General features: G+C 27.9%; 16 protein-coding genes and 2 riboswitches. Of the genes, 8 read left to right on the forward strand and 8 right to left on the reverse strand.

Annotation, left to right across the window (positions count from 1 at the left end; translation table 11 throughout):
• Positions 1 to 23: 23 nt before the first annotated feature.
• A complete protein-coding gene (gene kamA / locus J2Z24_RS03640) occupies positions 24 to 1298 on the reverse strand; it encodes a lysine 2,3-aminomutase (RefSeq protein ID WP_035145254.1) in 1275 nt (424 codons plus the stop codon).
• A 41-nt stretch (positions 1299 to 1339) separates the two neighbouring features.
• Positions 1340 to 2137 carry a polysaccharide deacetylase family protein gene (locus tag J2Z24_RS03645; protein WP_035145252.1) on the reverse strand — a complete coding sequence of 266 codons (798 nt, stop codon included), beginning with the start codon at positions 2135 to 2137 and terminating at the stop codon, positions 1340 to 1342.
• A gap of 147 nt (positions 2138 to 2284) precedes the next feature.
• Between J2Z24_RS03645 and J2Z24_RS03650 the strand changes: the two genes are divergently transcribed.
• From J2Z24_RS03650 to J2Z24_RS03660, 3 genes are all read left to right on the forward strand, one after another.
• Complete coding sequence (locus tag J2Z24_RS03650; RefSeq protein WP_035145250.1) at positions 2285 to 3418, forward strand: alanine dehydrogenase; 1134 nt, start codon at positions 2285 to 2287, stop codon at positions 3416 to 3418.
• An 84-nt stretch (positions 3419 to 3502) separates the two neighbouring features.
• A complete protein-coding gene (locus J2Z24_RS03655; protein ID WP_035145248.1) occupies positions 3503 to 4156 on the forward strand; it encodes a GntR family transcriptional regulator in 654 nt (217 codons plus the stop codon).
• A gap of 125 nt (positions 4157 to 4281) precedes the next feature.
• Complete coding sequence (locus J2Z24_RS03660) at positions 4282 to 4986, forward strand: phosphatase PAP2 family protein (RefSeq protein ID WP_035145246.1); 705 nt, start codon at positions 4282 to 4284, stop codon at positions 4984 to 4986.
• 14 nt (positions 4987 to 5000) lie between these two features.
• Here J2Z24_RS03660 and J2Z24_RS03665 read toward each other — a convergent pair whose 3' ends face one another.
• On the reverse strand, positions 5001 to 5927 hold the full coding sequence (locus J2Z24_RS03665; protein WP_035145245.1) for a DMT family transporter: 927 nt from the start codon (positions 5925 to 5927) through the stop codon (positions 5001 to 5003).
• 135 nt (positions 5928 to 6062) lie between these two features.
• Between J2Z24_RS03665 and J2Z24_RS03670 the strand changes: the two genes are divergently transcribed.
• A complete protein-coding gene (locus J2Z24_RS03670) occupies positions 6063 to 7505 on the forward strand; it encodes a S24 family peptidase (RefSeq protein WP_035145243.1) in 1443 nt (480 codons plus the stop codon).
• Positions 7506 to 7538: 33 nt separating this feature from the next.
• Here the strand turns inward: J2Z24_RS03670 and J2Z24_RS03675 are convergent, their stop codons facing one another.
• The 4 genes from J2Z24_RS03675 to hutG form a co-directional block, all read right to left on the reverse strand.
• Positions 7539 to 8588, reverse strand: coding sequence for a DMT family transporter (locus J2Z24_RS03675; protein ID WP_051593127.1), 1050 nt, complete (start codon positions 8586 to 8588; stop codon positions 7539 to 7541).
• Positions 8589 to 8680: 92 nt separating this feature from the next.
• Positions 8681 to 8787, reverse strand: a riboswitch (glycine riboswitch).
• Positions 8788 to 8941: 154 nt separating this feature from the next.
• Positions 8942 to 9048: riboswitch (glycine riboswitch) on the reverse strand.
• A 228-nt stretch (positions 9049 to 9276) separates the two neighbouring features.
• On the reverse strand, positions 9277 to 9999 hold the full coding sequence (gene pflA / locus J2Z24_RS03680; protein WP_035144677.1) for a pyruvate formate-lyase-activating protein: 723 nt from the start codon (positions 9997 to 9999) through the stop codon (positions 9277 to 9279).
• 13 nt (positions 10000 to 10012) lie between these two features.
• The gene (gene pflB / locus J2Z24_RS03685; protein ID WP_035144675.1) at positions 10013 to 12262 is read right to left on the reverse strand and encodes a formate C-acetyltransferase; all 2250 of its coding nucleotides are present in this window, start codon (positions 12260 to 12262) and stop codon (positions 10013 to 10015) included.
• Positions 12263 to 12547: 285 nt separating this feature from the next.
• Positions 12548 to 13561, reverse strand: coding sequence for a formimidoylglutamase (gene hutG, locus J2Z24_RS03690; RefSeq protein ID WP_035144670.1), 1014 nt, complete (start codon positions 13559 to 13561; stop codon positions 12548 to 12550).
• A 316-nt stretch (positions 13562 to 13877) separates the two neighbouring features.
• Here hutG and J2Z24_RS03695 point away from each other — a divergent pair, with 316 nt between their 5' ends.
• The 3 genes from J2Z24_RS03695 (at position 13878) to J2Z24_RS03705 (ending at position 18338) form a co-directional block, all read left to right on the forward strand.
• On the forward strand, positions 13878 to 15302 hold the full coding sequence (locus J2Z24_RS03695) for an esterase/lipase family protein (protein WP_035144668.1): 1425 nt from the start codon (positions 13878 to 13880) through the stop codon (positions 15300 to 15302).
• A 436-nt stretch (positions 15303 to 15738) separates the two neighbouring features.
• Positions 15739 to 16842, forward strand: coding sequence for a C40 family peptidase (locus tag J2Z24_RS03700; protein WP_035144665.1), 1104 nt, complete (start codon positions 15739 to 15741; stop codon positions 16840 to 16842).
• A 122-nt stretch (positions 16843 to 16964) separates the two neighbouring features.
• Complete coding sequence (locus J2Z24_RS03705; protein ID WP_035144664.1) at positions 16965 to 18338, forward strand: sensor histidine kinase; 1374 nt, start codon at positions 16965 to 16967, stop codon at positions 18336 to 18338.
• Between the two features lie 140 nt (positions 18339 to 18478).
• Here J2Z24_RS03705 and J2Z24_RS03710 read toward each other — a convergent pair whose 3' ends face one another.
• Complete coding sequence (locus tag J2Z24_RS03710; protein ID WP_035144662.1) at positions 18479 to 20308, reverse strand: urease accessory protein UreH domain-containing protein; 1830 nt, start codon at positions 20306 to 20308, stop codon at positions 18479 to 18481.
• A 197-nt stretch (positions 20309 to 20505) separates the two neighbouring features.
• Here J2Z24_RS03710 and J2Z24_RS03715 point away from each other — a divergent pair, with 197 nt between their 5' ends.
• Complete coding sequence (locus J2Z24_RS03715; protein ID WP_051593106.1) at positions 20506 to 20850, forward strand: hypothetical protein; 345 nt, start codon at positions 20506 to 20508, stop codon at positions 20848 to 20850.
• Positions 20851 to 20867 lie beyond the last annotated feature (17 nt).

Consider the following 20867-nt stretch of genomic DNA (forward strand, 5'->3'; position numbering starts at 1 on the left):
TGTATTTTAAAATAGAATTTACTTTATTTACTGTGAAGTTTTTTATATTCACTTATTCTATTTTTTCTATCTAAAGATTTTGGTTCTAAATTCATTCTCTTGTTTTCTAAAAGTGAAAAAACACCAGTAGTTTCTTCTTCTTTTTTACCACTACATACATGACAGGAACATTTAGTTTCTTCAAAATGTTCTGGTTCAGTATAGGTAGTTATAACTCCTTCGTAGTTTCTTAATACTACTTTAGATGGAGATTGACTTATTAAATACTGAGGCATTACAGGGATTTTTCCTCCGCCACCAGGAGCATCAACTACAAAAGTAGGAACACAATAACCAGAAGTATGACCTCTTAGGCCTTCTATTATTTCAATACCTTTTGCAACTTTAGTTCTAAAATGTTCTATACCTTGAGATAAGTCACATTGATATAAATAGTAAGGTCTTACTCTCATTTTAACCAATTTATGAACTAAATCTCGTTGAATATACACACAATCATTAACACCTTTTAAAAGAACAGATTGATTTCCTAAAGGTATACCTGCATTTGCTAATTTTTCACAGGCTTTTACTGATTCTTCAGTTATTTCTTGTGGATGATTAAAGTGTGTATTTAACCAAATAGGATGATATTTTTTTAGCATATTTACAAGATTATCTGTAATTCTCATAGGATTTACTACAGGAATTCTTGAACCTAATCTTATGATTTCTATATGAGGTATTTCACGTAAATTTTTTATTATATATTCTAATCTATCATCATCTACCATAAGCGCATCTCCTCCGGATAAGAGAACATCTCTTACAGTAGGAGTATTCCTTATATAATCTAAGGCCATTTCAATTCTATTTTTAGGCATAGAAGCATCCGTATGGCCTGCAAATCTTCTTCTAGTACAGTGTCTACAGTACATAGAACACATATCTGTAATTAAAAACAATACTCTATCTGGGTATGCATGGGTTAATCCTGGCACTGGAGAAGTTGCATCTTCATGTAAAGGATCACTCATATCTGCACTAGAAAAACTCAATTCATTTATAGTAGGTACAGCTTGCTTTCTTATAGGATCATTTGGATCATTAGGATCTATTAAAGTCGCATAATAAGGGGAAATACCCATCCTTAGAGTTTCTAAACATTTATCGATAGCTTCTTCCTCTTCGGGTAAAAGATTAATAACTTTTTTTAACGTTTCCACTGAGGTTATTCTATTTCTTACTTGCCATTTCCAATCGTTCCACTGCTCTTCTGTGACGTCCTTCCATAATTCAATTTCCCTATAATCTCTCATAAAAAACCTCCATTCTTATCTATACAATTATTTTTATATTTTTATATTTTTATATTTTCTATAGGTTCTATAGCTTTTTTATATAAATTTATTACTTTAATTAACTTATTTAATCTAAAATGAATATCTTCTTTTATATTATCTCTTTTATAATGAAAATCTTCTGGATCTAGTAGATAACTATGAGTAATACCTAAAGCTTTCTTATCCTCTTTAATAGCATTTATAAGTAGTTCTACTAATTTTTCTGTGGAGAAATACTCAAGTCTTAATTCTTCTTTATCATCAAATGCATATACTGGTAATGGAGATAACAAGTTTTCAGTAACCTTATATTGTTCTCTATAAATATTATGTGATTCATACCGTATATTTGTTAATTCTATAAGACATTTAGTTGTATTATCATCCATAGAGAAATATCCACCTCTAAAAATTTCTATTGGAGCTATTTCTTTATTATGTAAATAATCCATACAGTGCTTTATAACTATTTTTTGTTCTTCATAAGAATAAGCTGTTAAGAGTTCTTCTTCATCATTTATAAAAGGACAATGAATTTTTATTTCCTCAGGTAGATTATCTGGATGTATATGAAGTCCAAATATAACTTTATACTGTTTTATTCTTTGGACTAAATTTAAATTAGAAAGCATATTTGCAAAAAAAGGAGTAATAAAAAGTATAGTATATATATCATTTTCTGAATTAAGTTTTAGAAGTCTTTCTAAATTTTTCACGTTATTTTCTAAATTTTTATCAAAGTTAGTTCCTTCGCAATCTATAGAAAGGGCAAAAGAAAATCCTTTTTTATTTAAAAAATTTTCTACATTATTCAAGTATTTGTCCCCCTTTAATAAAATATATTGAAAAATTACAACTTGCAGTATATAATGAAGTTGTAACTATTGACAACTTAATTATACTATATGAGTTTTTTATTGTCAAAAACTTTCATATAAATTTTTGTAAAGAGGGGGATTGTTATGATAACATTAGGATTTCCACGAATGCATAAAGAAAAAAATGAAAAAAGAGATTTTTTACCAGACTTTTTTAGAAGATTAAGCGGTGAAAATGCAGAATTCTTTTTAGAAGAAGGTTACGGAGAAGCCATGGGCATATCTAAAGAAGAATATTTACAGGCAAATAATAATATAAAGTTCGTTTCAAATAGAGAATGTTATGAAAAAGATATAGTAACAGTGTTGCGCTCACCAGAATTTAATGAAATAGATTATATGAAAGATGAGAGTGCTTTAATCAGTATGCTCCACTATCCAACAAGAGCTACAAGAGTAAAAAAATTAAAGGATAAAAATATTTTTGGTGTATCCATGGATTCTTTAAGAAATGACTTTTTAGAAAGGATAGTAGTAAACTATAATGGAACTTCTGGAAATGGAATAGAATTAGCCTTTAAAGAACTTTCAAATAATATGAAGAACTTCTATGAAAAAAATAGAGAAACTATAAAAGTTACCATTATAGGTATGGGAATGGTAGGATTATACGCTGCAAAGGCAGCTGGTAAATATGGAAACCTAGATTTAAATAAAAAAATGAAGGAAATAGGAGCTAAAGGTATTTTAGTTAGTATGCTGCCAAGAAGTATTACAAGTGATAGAGAAGAACTTATAAAGGCTTTGAAAGAAACAGATATATTAGTTGATGCTTCTACAAGAGATAATGCTTCTGATTATATAATAACAAATGATTTAATTAGCTATTTAAAGCCTCATGCTGTAATACTTGATTTAACTGCAGATCCTTATTTAACAGATATTAATCCTATACAAGTTAAAGCTATAGAAGGAATACCTACAGGAACTTTAGATAAGCCAGTAATATATCCAGATGACCCTATTTACAATGTAATACCCGAAGGTGTTAATAAAGAAAATAGAAGAGTTGTAGTAAGTTGTAATGCATGGCCAGGAATAAAACCAAAAGAATGTATGTACTTATATGGAATGCAGCTATTTCCTATAGTTCAACAAATTATAAGATTAGACAGTAAGGATTTTTCAGATTTAAGTGATGACTATTTTAATAGAGCTATTTACAGAGGAACCATAGAATATTTTGAAAAAAATGAGAAAATAGTAGAAAATAAATAAAAATTGGTGTAATATAGTATAGGATTGGATAAAATAGTTGGATAATTATCCATTATATATAATTGTGTTAATGGAGGAATTGAAATGAAAGGTCATCAAGGCGGGGCAGTATATAAAAATATAGCATTAGATATTGCAAATAAAATTGTCCTAGGAGAACTAAAAACTGATGAAAAAATTAGTGGAAGATCTACTTTAGCAAGTATGTATAATGTATCACCAGAAACAATAAGGAGAGCTATAGCGTTATTAGAAGATATGAGAGTTGTATCTTCCACAAAGGGGAGTGGAATAGAGATATTATCTGTCCCTGCTGCGGAGAAGTTTATAGAAAAAAATAAGGATACTGAGTACTTAAGCACAGTAAAGGAGAATATATTTAAGTTAATTGATAAGAAAAAAGAACTAGATGATGAAATACAATTAAATTTTGAAAAAATATTAGATTTTATAGATAGATTTAAGAATATTACTCCTTTTACCTTAATAGAGATAGAAGTTAATGAAGATTGCAATGTTTTAGGAAAAAAGATAAATGAAATAAGATTTTGGCAAGCAACAGGAGCTACCATAGTTGCTTATAGAAGAAAACAGAAGATAATAATATCACCAGGACCGGATTATGTATTTCATGCAGGAGATACTATTGTAGTTATAGGAAGCAATAATGTATATGACAAGGTATATAAATTTTTATATAATACTAATCCTAGTAACAAAGTTGAAAAAAATAAATAATAAATTAATAAAAAACATCGAGAAAAATAAAACTTGATGTTTTTTATTTATAAAATCGTAATATTTGACAACATTAGAAAGTCTATGGTATATATACTTATACAATTGAACTTAGAGGTGGTATTTTGAAATATTTTTTAAATTCATCCCATAAAAATTTTATAAAGTCTTATAAAGAAAATGATGAAAGATGGAGATACTTTTTTGTAGGTATTGTAGTATCTTTTATAGCTATTATAGCTTTTGTAAATATAATACAATATTATTTTAAAGAAAAGGGAAACTTGAAAATTGATATGTTAGCAATAGAATATGTTAAAACAATAGAGAATAATGCTTTGAATAGTTTTTTTAAAGCATTTACAAATATAGGAGATCCAGTATCTGTTATAATAATGACAGTAGTTGTTGTTGCATTACTTTATTTAAAAGGAATGAAAAATGAAAGAACATTTTTTGCTCTTAATATTTTAGGGGTATGGCTCTTTAATGAAGTGTTAAAAATATCGTTTAAAAGAGATAGACCTTCTATAAGAATTATTTCAGCAAGAGGATATAGTTTACCAAGTGGACATGCTATGGTGTTTTTAACTTTTTCTATTATTATTGTATATTTGATACTTTTATATATTAAAAATAAAAGTATCAAATATATTATATCTACAATATTTATAATAATGGCTATATTCATTGGATTAAGTAGAGTATATTTAAGAGTGCATTATTTAAGTGATGTATTAGCAGGATGGTCGGCAGCTATGTTTTGGTCTGGAATTAATATAGCAATTCATAGATTTTCTTATTATAGAAAAATAATAAAGATGTTATAAAAAATTAGTTAGTTTTATAAAGTTTCTTCTTTTCGCAAATCTACCAAAGCCTGCGATTGATTTTTTTCACAATAACAGTTATTATCTAGAGTTATAATTATAATTGATAATATTACTAAGAGAGAGCCTATTACAATAAATATGGTAATGGGTTCTTTAAGTATAAGTATACCTAATAGAATACTTAAAATAGGTTCCAAAGTATTTAGTATAGAAGCTATGGATGGACCTATTATCTTTATTCCTTTTATAAGGGACATTAGCGCAAGTATTGTTGATATAATGGCTATTAGAAATAGAGAAATTACACCTGAATAATTTGTAGTAAAATTAAAATCTCCTCTAAAAAAGCATATAATTCCAATAAATAAAGTTGATATACAAGTAATGTAAAAAGTCATAAGAAAATTATCCATGGTCTTTACCTTTTTATGAGAAGCCCCAATTATATAATAAGCATAAAATATTGCAGATAAAAATGATATAATAATTCCATATTTATTTAAAGAAGCACCTTCAAACCCTACTAATGTATAAATTCCTATAATAGCAAGAAATAAGGAAGAAATTTTTTTTAGTGTAATTTTTTCTCTATATATGAAAAAGGAAACAATAGTTACCATCAAAGGATAAACAAAGTGTATAATAGTAGCCATGCCTACTGAAATATAATTATAGGATAAAAAAAGTAAAATAGATGTAGCGGAATATCCTATAGTGCTTAAAAAGAATAATATTTTTAATTGGTGTTTTTTTATTTTAATAGATATTCCTTTTATTTTAAGGTAAAGCAATAAAAGTATAGAAGCAATTAAGAATCTAAAAAATAAAACATTATAAGAATTCATGCCAGAATTATAACAAAATTTAGCGAAAATTGGCATTGCACTAAAGCATATAGAAGATAGTATAACGTAAAATATTCCTTGTATTCTGCTCATAAAAATCACCTCATGGATAATTGTAGCATATTCTCAGTTTAAATAAAGTTAACTTTATTTATTTGATAATAAAATGTATAATAGATTAAATAGCAGATATTAAATATTAAGATTGGACCTTAAAGAGGTGATAATATGATTTTAAATGAAGTTCAAAAAAAATTTGTAAAAGGCAAACTTAACAAAATAAATGTATTAAGTGGAGTAGCAGGTACAGGGAAAAGCACATCCTTGATACTTAGAATGTTATATGCTAAGAATAATTATTCTTTTTCTAGTGATGATAAAATACTATTATTGTCTCTTACAAATAATAATTATAAATATATAAAATCATTTTATAAAAATATTGAAAGTAAAGCGGATTATAAATATTATACTTTGTTATCTTCTTTTTCTAGAGAACCTTATATATTAAAGCTTAATGATGTAGTTATGAAATATTTTCAAGATTATTTGAGAAGAAATAATATGCATTTAAAATTGATACAGGATGAAGAATTAGAAAAAAAGATAATTAAAGAGTGTATAGAAATTGTTAAAGATGATTATAGAAGAGTTAAAGTTTTAAAGAATAAGAGTAGTGAGTTTTTTATAAATGAAATAAAATGGATGAAAAATTTTAATTACAATAGCTTAGAGGATTATAAGAATTCACCAACTCATCAGAAATTAACTAAAAAAAGCAAAGCTAGAGAAGCCATTTTTAGATTAAAGGAAGTATATGAAAATAAAGTTAAAGATGCAGGATATATAACGTATGAAGACATGCTTTCCTGTGCTATACATGAAGCAAAGTTGAAGCCTGAATTTATACATATATTTATAGATGAAGGTGAAAAAATCACAAATCTTCAGTGGGAGTTTATAAAAGCCCTTTCTAAAGAAAAATCTTATTCTACTATTAATTTTTCATTTGACACAAACAAAGGGGAATCTGTATATTCTCCATTTATTAAAAAAGGGAAAATGTATATGAAAAATTTTCAAAAGAAAGTAAAAAGGTTTAACTATAAAAATATTTTAAAAGATACACAAAATACTATAGAAGAAATCAAGAATCATAATTTTATGGAAAAATTTCAGTATTTTGATTTAAGACATAATCAAGAGTTTGTTATGATTAAGGAAGCTTTAAATTCAGAAGAAGTAATAGTAAATAATGATAATGAAACTATAGAATATAATAAAGAAGAAGTAGTTAAAATTCCTATGTTTACTAATATAGCAGCAGGAGAACCAATTCTAATAAATCCATCTTTAGAGGATGAATTTTCTTTGCCTAAATATTGGCTTAAGGGACTTAAAGATTGTTTTATGCTCAAGGTAAAAGGGGATAGTATGTTAAATGCAAATATTAATGACGGAGATTATGTAGTAATAAATAGACAAATCGATGCAATGCATAATGATATTGTAGCAGTGAATATTTTGGGAAGTGCTACGTTAAAAAGATTAAATATAAATAAAAAGGGAATATTTTTAATGCCTGAAAATGAAAAATATGAGCCTATTCCGGTAAATGAAGAGGGGATATTTATATTGGGAAAAGCTGTAGGAATTATAAGAACAATTTAAAATAAAAATGAAGAGTTTATAACTCTTCATTTTCTAATAGGCTACGTTATGTTCTTTAAATGCTTTATCATGTTCTGTTGTTTTAGATTTTTCACAAATAGATAATTCTTCTTTTATAGGTTCTTCTTCAGTTAGCGAAGAGTTTAAATTTTCCATAGTGTTTTCCAATGGCTTTACTTCTTCTGCTTTTTTAGTACATACTTTTTCTTTAAGTTGAATCAATATTATAGAAGTCATTATCAACACTATACCAAATAATTGAGGTATTTGAAAAACTTCACCAAAAATTATGAAAGCTAATACAGAAGCCACTACAGGTTCTACGCTAGCTACAATACTTGCTTTACCTGATTCTATATATTGTAGAGACTTTACAATGGCATTATTAGGTACAAGTGTAGCTAATACTCCTAATCCAAGAATATTGATTAATGTAGAGGTATTTGAAATAGATTTTACTAAAGTCCATGGTGGTACGAAGAACCATAAAAATATTGCTCCAAATAAAAATGAATAAATCATATGAGTTTTATATGAATACTTTTTTAAACCTATTTTACCCAAAATATTTTGGAGTGCTACTGCAAAGCCGGAAGCTATACCCCACATTATTCCTACAAAGTTTAGTTTAAAAGCGGAACTATCATAAGCTTTCACAACTAAACAGCATCCTAGTAAGGCTAAAATTAAAGCTATAAATTTTTTTAGTGTAAAACTTTCTTTAAATATGAAATAGGATAACACTACTACAATAATTGGATTAATAAATAGTAAAACTGAAGCAGTGGCCACACCGGTGTAATGAACTGCATAGCTAGATGCAATAAACATACCATCTAATGCAAATACACCATAAATAGCAAATAATAATAGACCTTTTAAATCTGTTTTAAATGCTTTTGGATCTTTTATTAAATTTATTAAAACATAGACAAGTACAGCTATAGTGGGTCTAAAAGAGGATATAGTCATAGAGTCTAAACCCATATTTCCTAAATTTTTTACGAAGATACCCATAGCTCCCCAAGAAGCACCTGCAATTAAAGCTAATAGATATCCTTTTTTATTTTTGGAATCTGTCATAAAATATCTCCCCCTTGATGAATTTTTTATTTTTTTAATAAAAAATAGAGAGAACAAACCCAAATTTGTTCTCTCTGTTTGTATCCAGAGTCTATCCAGATATAATCCTTTTGCCTGAGAATTTCATTTTGTTTAATTGGGATAAAACAAAACTTGTCCCTTCGGCGACTTAATTTAAGCTCTCTCTTATATCCTTCACCTAGTAGAATAAATATTAAATTTTAAATTTTAAAAATCCTTTGATTATAGTTATATTTTTTATATATTTAAATAGAATAGCTATTCTTTTAAAAGTAAAAAAATAAAGAGAGAACAAAACCCAAAGTTTGTTCTCTCTGTTTGTATCCAGAGTCTATCCAGATATAATCCTTTTGCCTGAGAATTTCATTTTGCTTAATTGGGATAAACAAAACTTGTCCCTTCGGCGGCTTAATTATAAGCGCTCTCTCATATCCTTCACCTAGTAAAATAAATATTGAATTTTAATTAACATAACGTTTACATCATTATATAATATAGAAGTATAATTGTCAATAGTGATAACTTTTGGAAGAGTTATAATGAAAAATAATAAGTTATAATATATACTTATTCAATAAAAATATATAAGGTGATTAAAATTTTTATATTTATAATATTGAAAGGGCTGCTATAAAATTTAATTTTATAGCAGCCCTTATATTAATATTTAATTAATTAAAGACAAAAGTAGATTTTCAAGCTTTTTACATTTCTCTTTATCCATTGGAGGAACATCTAAAAGTCTATAAGGATAATTTAAATTCTCATATTTGCTTTTTCCTAGTATATGGTAGGAGAGAAGTTCTACTTTTTCTATAACATTTGTTGACTTAATTTCATTTATTACATTTGCTAGGGAAGTTATATATTCTTTAGAATCATTAAAATTAGGAATTATAACTTGTCTAATCCATAACTTAGATTTATTCTTTTTTATAGAGTGTAAAAACTTATCAAAGTGACATTTACACTGACAAGTTAAATACTTATATTTTTCACTATCTATATGTTTTATATCTAGTAAAACTAAATCCGTATATTTTAATATTTCATCATAATCTCCTTTACCATATCCAGCAGTATCAATAGCAGTATGAATATTATTTTCTTTACAGAGTTTTAGCATTTGAAGTAGAAATTCAGGTTGAAGAAGAGGCTCACCTCCAGAGAAGGTTACACCACCACTCTTTTTAAAATATGGTTTAAAACGAAGTATTTTTTTTATTAATTCTTCAGAGGATATTTCTTCACCAGCATTAAAATTCCATGTATCTGGATTATGACAAAAGCTGCATCTAAGGTTGCATCCTTGAAGGAATATAACGTTTCTTATACCAGGACCGTCAACTAAACCCATACTTTCAAAAGAATGTATTCTACCAATTACCATTTTATTTCTCCTTTTAAACTCTTTCGTGGAATGTTCTTCTAATAACTTCTAATTGTTGTTCTTTAGTTAATCTATTAAAGTGAACAGCATAACCAGAAACTCTTATTGTTAAGGTTGGATATTTATTAGGATTTTCCATGGCGTCTATTAAAGTTTCTTTACTTAAAACATTAACATTTAGATGGAAAGCATTTTGTGAAAAATATCCATCTAGTAAATTTACTAGATTTTCAATTTGTATATCTTTTTGGTTACCAAGTGCATCTGGAATTATGGAGAAAGTATTTGAAATGCCATCTTGGCACCATTCTCTATAAGGTATTTTAGCTACAGAATTTAATGAAGCCAAAGCACCATTAATATCTCTTCCATGCATTGGGTTAGCACCAGGAGCTAAAGGTTCTCCTTTTTTTCTTCCATCAGGAGTAGAACCTGTTTTTTTACCATATACAACATTTGAAGTTATTGTTAATGCAGATAAAGATACATCAGCATTTCTATAAGTAGGATGTTTTTTAAGTTTTGTAGTAAAATCTTTTACTAACTGAACTGCAAAATCATCAACATTATCATCGTCATTACCGAATTTAGGAAAATCTCCTTCAACTTCAAAATCTATAGCAATTCCATTTTCATTTCTTATAGGTTTCACCTTAGCATATTTTATAGCACTTAAGGAATCAGCAGCACAAGAAAGACCTGCAATACCAAAGGATATATATCTTCCTATATTTGTATCATGTAATGCCATTTGTCCAGCTTCATAGGCATATTTATCATGCATATAGTGTATTACATTCATTGTATCTATGTAAAGCTTGGCTACATAGTCTAAAACTTTATCATAGTTAGCTTTAACTTTATTATAATCTAACACATCATCAGTAATTCTCTCTATATTAGGAACAACTGTAATTAAGCTGCCATCTTTATTTGTTTTAACCTCATCAATACCACCATTTATAGCATATAATAAAGATTTTGCTAAGTTAGCTCTAGCTCCAAAAAATTGCATTTGTTTACCAATTTTCATAGCAGATACACAACAAGCAATAGCATAATCATCTCCAAAAATATGGCGCATCATATCATCATTTTCATATTGTAAAGAATCTGTTTCAATGGACATTTTAGCACAATATTTTTTGAATGCTTCAGGCAATTTTTCTGACCAAAGTACTGTCATATTTGGCTCTGGAGCAGGGCTTAAATTAGTTAGTGTATGAATGAATCTATAGGTAGTTTTTGTTACTAATGATTTACCAGTTAAAGATACACCACCTAAAGATTCTGTAATCCAATTAGGATCTCCAGCAAATAAATCATTATATTCAGGAGTTCTTAAATGTCTTACTAACCTTAATTTAATAACTAATTGATCAATTAATTCTTGAGCAGTTTCTTCGGTTAAAATTCCTTTATTAATATCTCTTTCTATATAGATATCAAGAAAAGCAGTATTTCTTCCTAAAGACATTGCGGCACCATTATTTTCTTGAACTGCTGCTAAATATCCAAAATATAAGAATTGGATTGCTTCTTTAGTATTCTCAGCAGGTTGTGAAATATCAACACCATATTTAGATGCTAATTTTTTTATTTTATCCAATGCTTTTATTTCTTCTGATACTTCTTCTCGTCTTCTAATATTTTCTTCAGTAGTAGGTTGCATATCTAATTCTGATTTATCCATCTTTTTTTGTTTTATTAGATAGTCAATACCATATAAGGCTATTCTCCTATAATCACCTATTATTCTTCCTCTACCGTAAGCGTCAGGAAGGCCAGTTAAAAGACCTACATGCCTAGCTGTTTTAGTAGCTTCACTATAGGCATCAAACACTCCATCGTTGTGTGTTTTTCTAAATTCAGTAAAGTTTTCTTCTAAACCATCTTTCATTTTAAACCCATATTCAGCAAGGGATTGCTTAACCATTCTCATACCACCATAGGGATTCATTATTCTTTTTAAAGGAGCATCTGTTTGAAGTCCCACGATTACTTCATTATCTTTATCTATATATCCAGCATCAAAATTACCAATTCCAGAGAATTTAGTAGTTTCAACATCAATTATTCCTTTTTTGATTTCTTCAATAATTAAGGCATTAGCTTCATACCAAAGTTTTGAGGTCTTTTTGGTTATATTAGTTAAAAAAGACTCATCATATACGTATTCGGTATAGTTTTTCTGAATAAAGTCTCTAACATCAATTATTTCAGTCCAGTGACCAGTTTTAAATCCATTCCATTGTTTAAACATTAAACTACCTCCTGATAGTGAAAATCATTATCAAGTAAAAGTTAAAAAAATAACAATTATGATGATAATGTCCACATAATTATTTTCTAAGCATATTATACGACAAATTTATATAAAATATAAGATGTTTTACATAAAAAAATAAAGAAGTAATATTCTAAAAAGTTTCAATTTTAAATTAAATAATAAAATTGATATTTAGGCTAAAAATAGGGAGTAAAATTTACTTTTAAAATATAATAAAAATGGACTACAATGCATGTAATGCGTTGTAATCCATTTTTATTATATAGAAAGATTGTATATTCTAGACACAGTATTAATTAGAGAGAAAATAATTACTGCAGCTAAATTTGCAGTAGTATTATCTTGATCAAATCTAGGAGATACTTCAGCTATATCAAAACTTATAACTTTATTTGATTTTAATATATATTTTAGAAATTTTAATACTCTTTCAGGGTCTAAACCTAAAGATTGAGTTGCACTTACTCCAGGAGCAAAAGCAGAAGAAAATACATCAGAACAGATAGTTACATAAATGTTGTCTTTAAGTTTTATGAAATCGTCTAATTGTTCAAATACATTCCAATTATCTCCATCTATAATATCTTTAGCTAAAATATATTTAGCCCCAAGATTATCAGCAGTCTTAAATAAACCAATTGTATTACTATGTTTTTGAACTCCGATGCAGAAATAAGAGTAATCTATATCTCTTTCTTTACATATATCAGCTATTTGTCTAAACATTGTTCCAGAACTGCCACCATTTGTATAAGGTCTTATATCAAAGTGAGCATCAAAATTTATTATACCTATATTTGGTTTAGAGTTTTTTTCGCTTAAATGTTCTAGTACACCGTTGTAATTTCCAAGAGCGGTTTCATGTCCACCTCCTAAAACAACAGGAAAAAGATTTAGACTTAAAATTTTTGATACAGCATGAGCTAGTAAGTCTTGGCTTTCTTCTAAAGATATATTTTCACAAAATATATTACCAGCATCAAAAAGTTTAACATCTTCTTTGAAACAACAGGGAAGATTAGCTAATTCTTTTCTTATACTTTCAGGGCCTTTAGAAGCTCCTATTCTTCCTTTATTACGTCTAATACCTTCATCACAGCAAAAGCCTATAAAAGCAAAGCCGAGCTTCCCTCTAAATGGACTTAAATTTTCTTCTCTCAAATCAATATTTTTTACCCACTGATGCCACCTAAAAGCGTCAAAATCAATTTCACTATCAATTCTTCCTTGCCAAAAGCTATTATCTGTGGGCTTATAATTTACGTTGAACATCTTTTAACCGCCTCCTATAAATAGGTTTCCTTTTATATATTAATGTTAATCATTTATATTTTACATTTTAGCACAATATACAACAAGAATATAGTTTGGCTATCTGAATAAATCAAAAAAAATATAATTATTTTGATAGTTTTTATATAGTTTGTGGCAATAAATTCAAAATTAAAAAAGTATTGAAAATTTAGAAAAAAGAAGATATAATTGTATATATTTAGTAATTAAATAAAAATAATGGAAGGGGTTGAAAGAAAAGATGATTTAATAACTTATAATATCTATTTAAAGATCAAATTAGGGGGAGATGAAAATGAAAAAAAATTTAACAAAAATAACAACTATTATTTTATTAGCATTTTCTATGATACTAGCAAATTTCTCAATGACTGTAAGAGCAGTTGAACCAAAAGTACAAACAGCACAAAGCATAGAAGTAGATTCTGTTAAAGAGGATACAAAAGACACAGTAAATTTACCTGAATTAGAAGAGATAAATAATTCAATAGATTTAGGAGAAGAGGAAGTTAAACAAGAAGAAGATGTTGATAAAATAGCTCCATTGAAGTTTCCAGAACTTAATACTAATAATATTGTACAAGGAAATAATTATCCTATTGTTTTAGTTCATGGCTTTATGGGGTTTGGAAGAGACGAATTATTAGGATATAAATATTGGGGTGGAATAGTTGATGTTCAAGAAAAGTTAAATGATTTAGGATATAAAACGTATACAGCAACAGTAGGACCAGTATCTAGTAATTGGGATAGAGCTTGTGAACTCTATGCTTACATAGTAGGGGGCACAGTAGATTATGGTGAAGCTCATGCGAAAAAATTTGGTCATAATAGATATGGAAGAACTTATTCAGGCTTATATAAAGATATAAGTAATGAAAATAAAATACATTTAATAGGACATAGCATGGGTGGACAAACTATACGTACACTTACACAACTGTTAAGTGAAGGCAGCAAAGAGGAAATGAATTGTGGACAAAAGAATATTTCACCGTTATTTGAAGGAGGAAAACATTGGGTTCATAGTGTTACTACTATATCTACACCTAATGATGGGACAACCTTGTCAGATTTAATGCCAGCAAAAGATTTAATAACTTCTACATTTGGCGTATTAGGAACAATAACTGGTAAAAATGATTTATTCAGCTCATTCTATGATTTTAAATTAGATCAATGGGGACTAAAAAAACAACAGGGAGAATCTCAAAGTGACTATATTAGAAGAGTTTTAGAAAGTGATATTTGGAATAAAACAAAAGATATATCAACATATGATTTATCAACAAAAGGAGCAAAAGAACTTAATACATGGGTAAAGGCTCAACCTGATGTATATTATTTTTCTTGGACAACCCAAGCAACTATAGAATCTATACTTACTGATCATTCTGTAGCACAAATTGGACCAATGAATCCATTATTTTATCTATCAGCAAACCTAATGGGAAGATATACACGTAATGAAAAAGATCTTCCTATTATTGATAAGAAATGGTTTCCAAATGATGGTGTGGTAAATTGCATTAGTCAAAATGGACCTAAATTGGGATCAAAGGATGTTATTGAACAGTATAATGGCGGAGCTAAAATAGGTCAGTGGAATGTAATGCCTAAAATTATAAATACAGATCATATGGATATAATAGGTACATTTGGCAATGTTAAAGACTGGTATATTGATTATGTGAACCTTTTAAGTAAATTACCTAAATAAATATAAATAAAATATTAGGAGAAAACTAGCTTATTATGGTTATGATAAGCTGGTTTTTTATATAAGATTATTATCTAATACTGCAATGTCTGCTAATTTACCCACGTCTAAAGTGCCTAATAATTTTTCCTGATATAGATTATATTGACCGTCTATTTTCTCTATTTAAAAAAATAAGAAATATTAATATATAATTTGGTTAGTATTGATGGCAGTTCGAAGAAGTATAGAGTGAATCTTCATAATTTCTACACATTTTATTATTATAATACATGACTAAATAAACTAATAAGATTTAAAAGCACTTGTTTAAATCTTATTTTAGGTATCTTTTATATTAGATATGGAGGTGCATGTAGTTAATGAAGTTTAAGAAAAAATTAAAGTATCATACTACGAAAAAGATAATTTTTTAAATTTGTAAGGAGATAAGGTGATGAAGAAGAGAGTAAGAGTTTTTATATTAATTTTTACATTAGTGGTGGTAATAAACAAGCCAATATCAGCAGCACCAACATCTGAACAAGTACAAAGGCAAAGGGAACAGTTGCAAGCAGATAGAAATGAACTTAAAAAAGCACAAGATAAAAGATTTGAAATTGAGCAAAAGATAGAAAATTTGGATAACCAAATTGAAAGTGTTATAAATCAGATTCAAGAAAATAAGAAACAAATGAATAAGACACAAGAAGAAATTAAAAATGCGGAAAATGAATTAAAGCAAGCAGAAGAAGACATAAAAGAAGAAAAAGATTTATTTGACAAGAGAATACGTGCAATGTACATAAGTGGTATTGGTGGATACCTAGATATTTTATTTGAATCTAAAGGGTTTAGTGACTTTTTTTCCAGAATAGAAAGAATAAAAACTATTATTGAATTGGATAAAAAAATTATAGCAAGTATAACATTGAGACAGGAAGAATTGAATAATAAAAAAATAAAATTAGCAGAACAAAATGCTAAATTATTAGAACTAAACCATGAAAGCGCTAAAAAAATAAATAACTTAAAATCAAGTAAGGACGAGCAAAATATACTTATTGAAGAGGCAAAAAGGCAAGAGAGATTGTATGCTTCAGCAGCATATGAAGGACAAGCTAGATTAAATGAAACTTTAAAACAAATACAATCTATAAGAAAAGCAACACCAAAATACATACCATCTAGAGGGGCTGTAGCAGCATCTAGTAATGCAGTGGTAGCTTATGCATCTAATTTTTTAGGAACACCATATAAGTGGGGTGGTACAACACCAGCAGGATTTGATTGTTCAGGATTTACTCAATATGTGTACAGGCACTTTGGCATAAATGTTGGAAGGACTACTTACGATCAAATAGAAGATGGTTATACCGTTTCTAGAGATGAACTTCAACCTGGAGATTTAGTATTCTATGGACGAGGTGGAAGCCCAACTCATATGGGCATTTATGTTGGCAATGGTATGTATATACATTCCCCAAGAACGGGAGATGTTATTAAAATATCACCATATAATAGATCTGACTATATTACAGCAAAAAGAGTCATGAAATAAAGAGGCAGTTTAACTGTCTCTTTATTTTTACCACAAGTCTTCATAGTATCTTCAAATAAAATTATTATAATACTTTACAGCAAAGTATAATATAAAAACTATAAGCTTGGTGGTGATAATTAATGCAGACCATTAGGAAAAGATTAAGTGTTTTATTTATGATATGTTCAATAACTGCACTATTATTAATTACTATTTTTGTGAATGTAACTATAAATAATAAATTTAATCAATATATGATGGATATACAAAACAGGAAGTATGAAAGGATTGTAACTTATTTTCAACAAATTTATAAAAGAGATGGAAGATGGACAGACAATTCAGGTATTGAGTTAATGCATGAAGCCTACATGGGAAATTATTGCTTAACCTTAATTAATACAGATGAACAATCTATATGGGGAATGAATCCAAAGGATATTCAAAGTAAATTAAATCTAAGTAAAATGTTGGTAAAAGACAGAGGAGTTTATAATTCTAAAAGGTTTGAAATAAAAGTTGATAATAAAGTAGTGGGATATGTAGAGATAGGTCAGTATTCTTCAGTGCTTCTATCTGAGGATGATATTAACTTTAAGACAACTATAAATAAAAGCATCATTGCTAGTGGAGTTCTAACACTTATTATTATAGTTGTTATAAGTCTTTATTTTTCTAAACAGTTTTCTATTCCAATTAGAGAGGTGGAGGCCATGTCAGTTAATCTATCTAAAGGTAATTTTAATACGAAATCCAATATTAAAAGTAATATTGAAGAGTTAGAAAATTTAAGAAAAAGTGTTAATATACTAGCAGAAAAATTAAAATATCAGGATACTCTTAGAAAAAGATTAGTCTCTGATATATCTCATGAAATAAGAACACCACTAAATATACTTCAAAATAATTTGGAAGCTATGATAGATGGAGTATTTCCTGTTACAAATGATACACTTAATTATCTTAATGAAGAGGTAGTTAGATTTGGAGGATTATTGAATAATTTAAATGTATTAAAGGAATTTGAATCTGAAAGTATAAGAATTAATTTTGAAAAGGTGTTTTTAAATGAGTTAATTGAAGATGTATGTAAAGATTTTTATATAGCCGCAGAAAATAAAGGTATTAAATTGAATTATATTATGGAGAATAATAAGGAATTGTGTATAGCTGGAGATAAGGATAAACTAAAACAAATATTTATAAATTTAATATCTAATGCTATTAAATTTACTGAAGAAGATGGTGAGATATCAGTTAATTTATACAGTAACCATAAAAACATTATCATAGATATTAAGGATAATGGTATTGGAATTAAAAAAGAAGATTTGCCATTTATATTTGAACGCCTCTATAGAGGAGATAAAAGTAGACATCAAATTGAAGGTAGTGGGATAGGTTTAACTATTGTTAAAAATATATTACAACTTCATTTAGCTAGTATAGATGTTGAAAGTGAAGAAGGAAAAGGATCAAAATTTACTGTATATTTCAATAAATATACCTATTGATTATTGTTGTATATTAAAAAAGGAAATACTAGTTGCGATAAAACATTAAAATAATCCTAGTTATACTATAAAAAACTAGGATTATTATTTATTATATAAAGTTTATTATGCAATTTTATTTTAAGATTATATCATGCTAATTATTGTTGACGGAGATATTTATTTCTAATTTCCTCTAAATCAGTACCATTGAAGTTGTCAACAACTTCAATTATTCCAAGTACAGTATTATCTTTAACAACTGCATAGGCACCAACTTTTTTAGGATTAAGTTCTACTTCGTTTAAACCTTTTTTGCCAGTAAATGAAGAAACCTCATCTCCTGTATTTGCATTTACAATAACATATTGGCCTTCAGCATTATCAAATGCTTTTAAATCAAAGGTTAATTTTGTTTTCAAACTGTTGCTTGTTACAATAATTAATGGTTGAAGTTCATAGCCATCTCCTTTGAATTTAGCACTTTGATAATTTTCAGCAGCTAGTGATTTGTTTACTAGCATATTTGTAGGAACTTTTGTTAAATCATTTCCGTATATGCTAGGTTTATTAGAAGCTGTTGAGTCAGAACCATCATCGGCTACAGGACCAGCACAACAGCTTGGACCTGTACTTGCTGGTGGTATAGATGGATCAGATTTTGAGGTATCTACTGAATCAAGATTATCTGTAACTTTTATTACTCCTCTAATCATTCCCATCCAACAGCTAAAATTTATATCTTCATCTCCAGGAGTAAATTCAATAACATTTTCTCCTTTCTTTAATCTTTGTTCTTTATTTAAGGATTGTATTATAATGCTGTTATTGCAAGAATTAAGTTGATCTCCGTTGATTATCCATTTAACAGGTAGTCCTTTCTGAACATAAAAAGCATTAGGAGTATAGCCATTATTATTAGCTGACATATTTATTATTTGAACTCCATCTTTAATAGTGGCTTTGGTAATATTTGTATTGGAGGTGCTGCCACCACCTAACAAGTTCTTTGAACTACTAACAAGTGCTGTCATTGGATTGATGTTTATACCAGCTAATACAAGACCTCTATTTCCCATAATAATACCAAGAACTATAATAAGAACTCCACTAAATTTAAGAATTTTTTTAGTATATCCTTTACTAAGAAGTCCTGATAATGCACCAAAGGTTAACATAAGAGGTACTGTTCCTATAGAGAACATAAACATTGACAAAGCACCCTTTATAGCACTTCCGGTCCCAAGAGCAAAAAGTTGCATAGTTTGGAGAGGACCACAAGGCATAAGACCATTTAAAAGTCCAACTATAAAAGGGGAGCCAGATTTATTTTTAACTTTGCATACAGCATGAGGAAGTTTTATATTAAACTTTCTAAAAGTGCTAAATCCAGCCATATTAAAGCCCATTATAATCATAAATACACCGGCAAACACTTGCATTGCTGCTTTTGCAGTAATTGAAAGTGAAACTATGGAACCAAGGGCACCTACTATTCCACCTAGAATGGTATAAGATACTACTCTTCCTAAATTGTATAATATTGCAGGCAGTATAGCTTCAGTTTTATTATTACTTTGTTTTGATAAACTTTGGGATAACATTATTCCTCCACACATACCCACACAGTGGAGTGAGGTAAGAATACCTACTACAAAAAGAACAGCATAAGAAGCATTAGTAAGCTTTGATTCCATGTCAAAACCGCTAGTTTTTAAACCAAGCAAAACTACTGCGGCTACTATCATAAGAATTCCCATAAATTTATAGTCATTAGAGCGTTCTGTACTATAGCCAGCAGATTTTATGGATGCTTTAATTTTATTTACATTACATAACGTATCCTCATATTCCACTTCAACAAACTGGCCACTATAATTTGCTTTAGCATTTATAACTCCTTCTAGTTTTTTGATGGCTCTTTCAACCTGTTTTTCACATGAGATACAGGTCATTTCATATACCTTAATTTTTTCTTTTCTAGTGCTCATAAAATTCCTCCTATTAAATGCTGTTATTTCATATTAGATAATAATTACCTATTATAGCGTTGATATATGAAGATTATATGAAGATTTAAAGAAAGGAGAGTAGCTTTTAATTTAATGTTCTCTTTCATAATTTCTTCATAATTCTTATATACAATACACATATAGAAACAAATTAAAATAAAAAGGAGAGATTTTAAATGAAGAAGATATTTATAATAATGATAATATCTATATTCACTATAGGGACTGCAACTTTTGCATATACAAAAGAAAATAATAAATTAAATAATTTTAGCTTTGAAAGAGGTATAAAATATCAGGATAATATAACTAACAATGACGCTTATAATAAAATGATAGATTTAATGGAAAATAGAGATTATGATACTATGATGGACTTTATGAATAATATTACAGATGAACAATATAGAGAAATGATAGATATGATGAAAAACAGAGGATATGAAGGCATGAGTAAAATGATGGATTCTATAGATAGGCAGGAAATGGTCAATATGCACAATTATATGATGGGAAGATAATTTACAATAAAGTAACT

Source organism: Clostridium tetanomorphum (assembly GCF_017873215.1).
Lineage (GTDB): Bacteria > Bacillota > Clostridia > Clostridiales > Clostridiaceae > Clostridium_AO > Clostridium_AO tetanomorphum.

Coding starts and splice junctions, on each gene's coding strand:
- kamA (WP_035145254.1), bottom strand. CDS start 1,298: ATGAGAGATTATAGGGAAATTGAATTATGGAAGGACGTCACAGAAGAG.
- J2Z24_RS03650 (WP_035145250.1), top strand. CDS start 2,285: ATGATAACATTAGGATTTCCACGAATGCATAAAGAAAAAAATGAAAAA.
- J2Z24_RS03655 (WP_035145248.1), top strand. CDS start 3,503: ATGAAAGGTCATCAAGGCGGGGCAGTATATAAAAATATAGCATTAGAT.
- J2Z24_RS03665 (WP_035145245.1), bottom strand. CDS start 5,927: ATGAGCAGAATACAAGGAATATTTTACGTTATACTATCTTCTATATGC.
- J2Z24_RS03670 (WP_035145243.1), top strand. CDS start 6,063: ATGATTTTAAATGAAGTTCAAAAAAAATTTGTAAAAGGCAAACTTAAC.
- J2Z24_RS03675 (WP_051593127.1), bottom strand. CDS start 8,588: ATGACAGATTCCAAAAATAAAAAAGGATATCTATTAGCTTTAATTGCA.
- pflA (WP_035144677.1), bottom strand. CDS start 9,999: ATGGTAATTGGTAGAATACATTCTTTTGAAAGTATGGGTTTAGTTGAC.
- pflB (WP_035144675.1), bottom strand. CDS start 12,262: ATGTTTAAACAATGGAATGGATTTAAAACTGGTCACTGGACTGAAATA.
- hutG (WP_035144670.1), bottom strand. CDS start 13,561: ATGTTCAACGTAAATTATAAGCCCACAGATAATAGCTTTTGGCAAGGA.
- J2Z24_RS03695 (WP_035144668.1), top strand. CDS start 13,878: ATGAAAAAAAATTTAACAAAAATAACAACTATTATTTTATTAGCATTT.
- J2Z24_RS03700 (WP_035144665.1), top strand. CDS start 15,739: ATGAAGAAGAGAGTAAGAGTTTTTATATTAATTTTTACATTAGTGGTG.
- J2Z24_RS03705 (WP_035144664.1), top strand. CDS start 16,965: ATGCAGACCATTAGGAAAAGATTAAGTGTTTTATTTATGATATGTTCA.
- J2Z24_RS03710 (WP_035144662.1), bottom strand. CDS start 20,308: ATGAGCACTAGAAAAGAAAAAATTAAGGTATATGAAATGACCTGTATC.
- J2Z24_RS03715 (WP_051593106.1), top strand. CDS start 20,506: ATGAAGAAGATATTTATAATAATGATAATATCTATATTCACTATAGGG.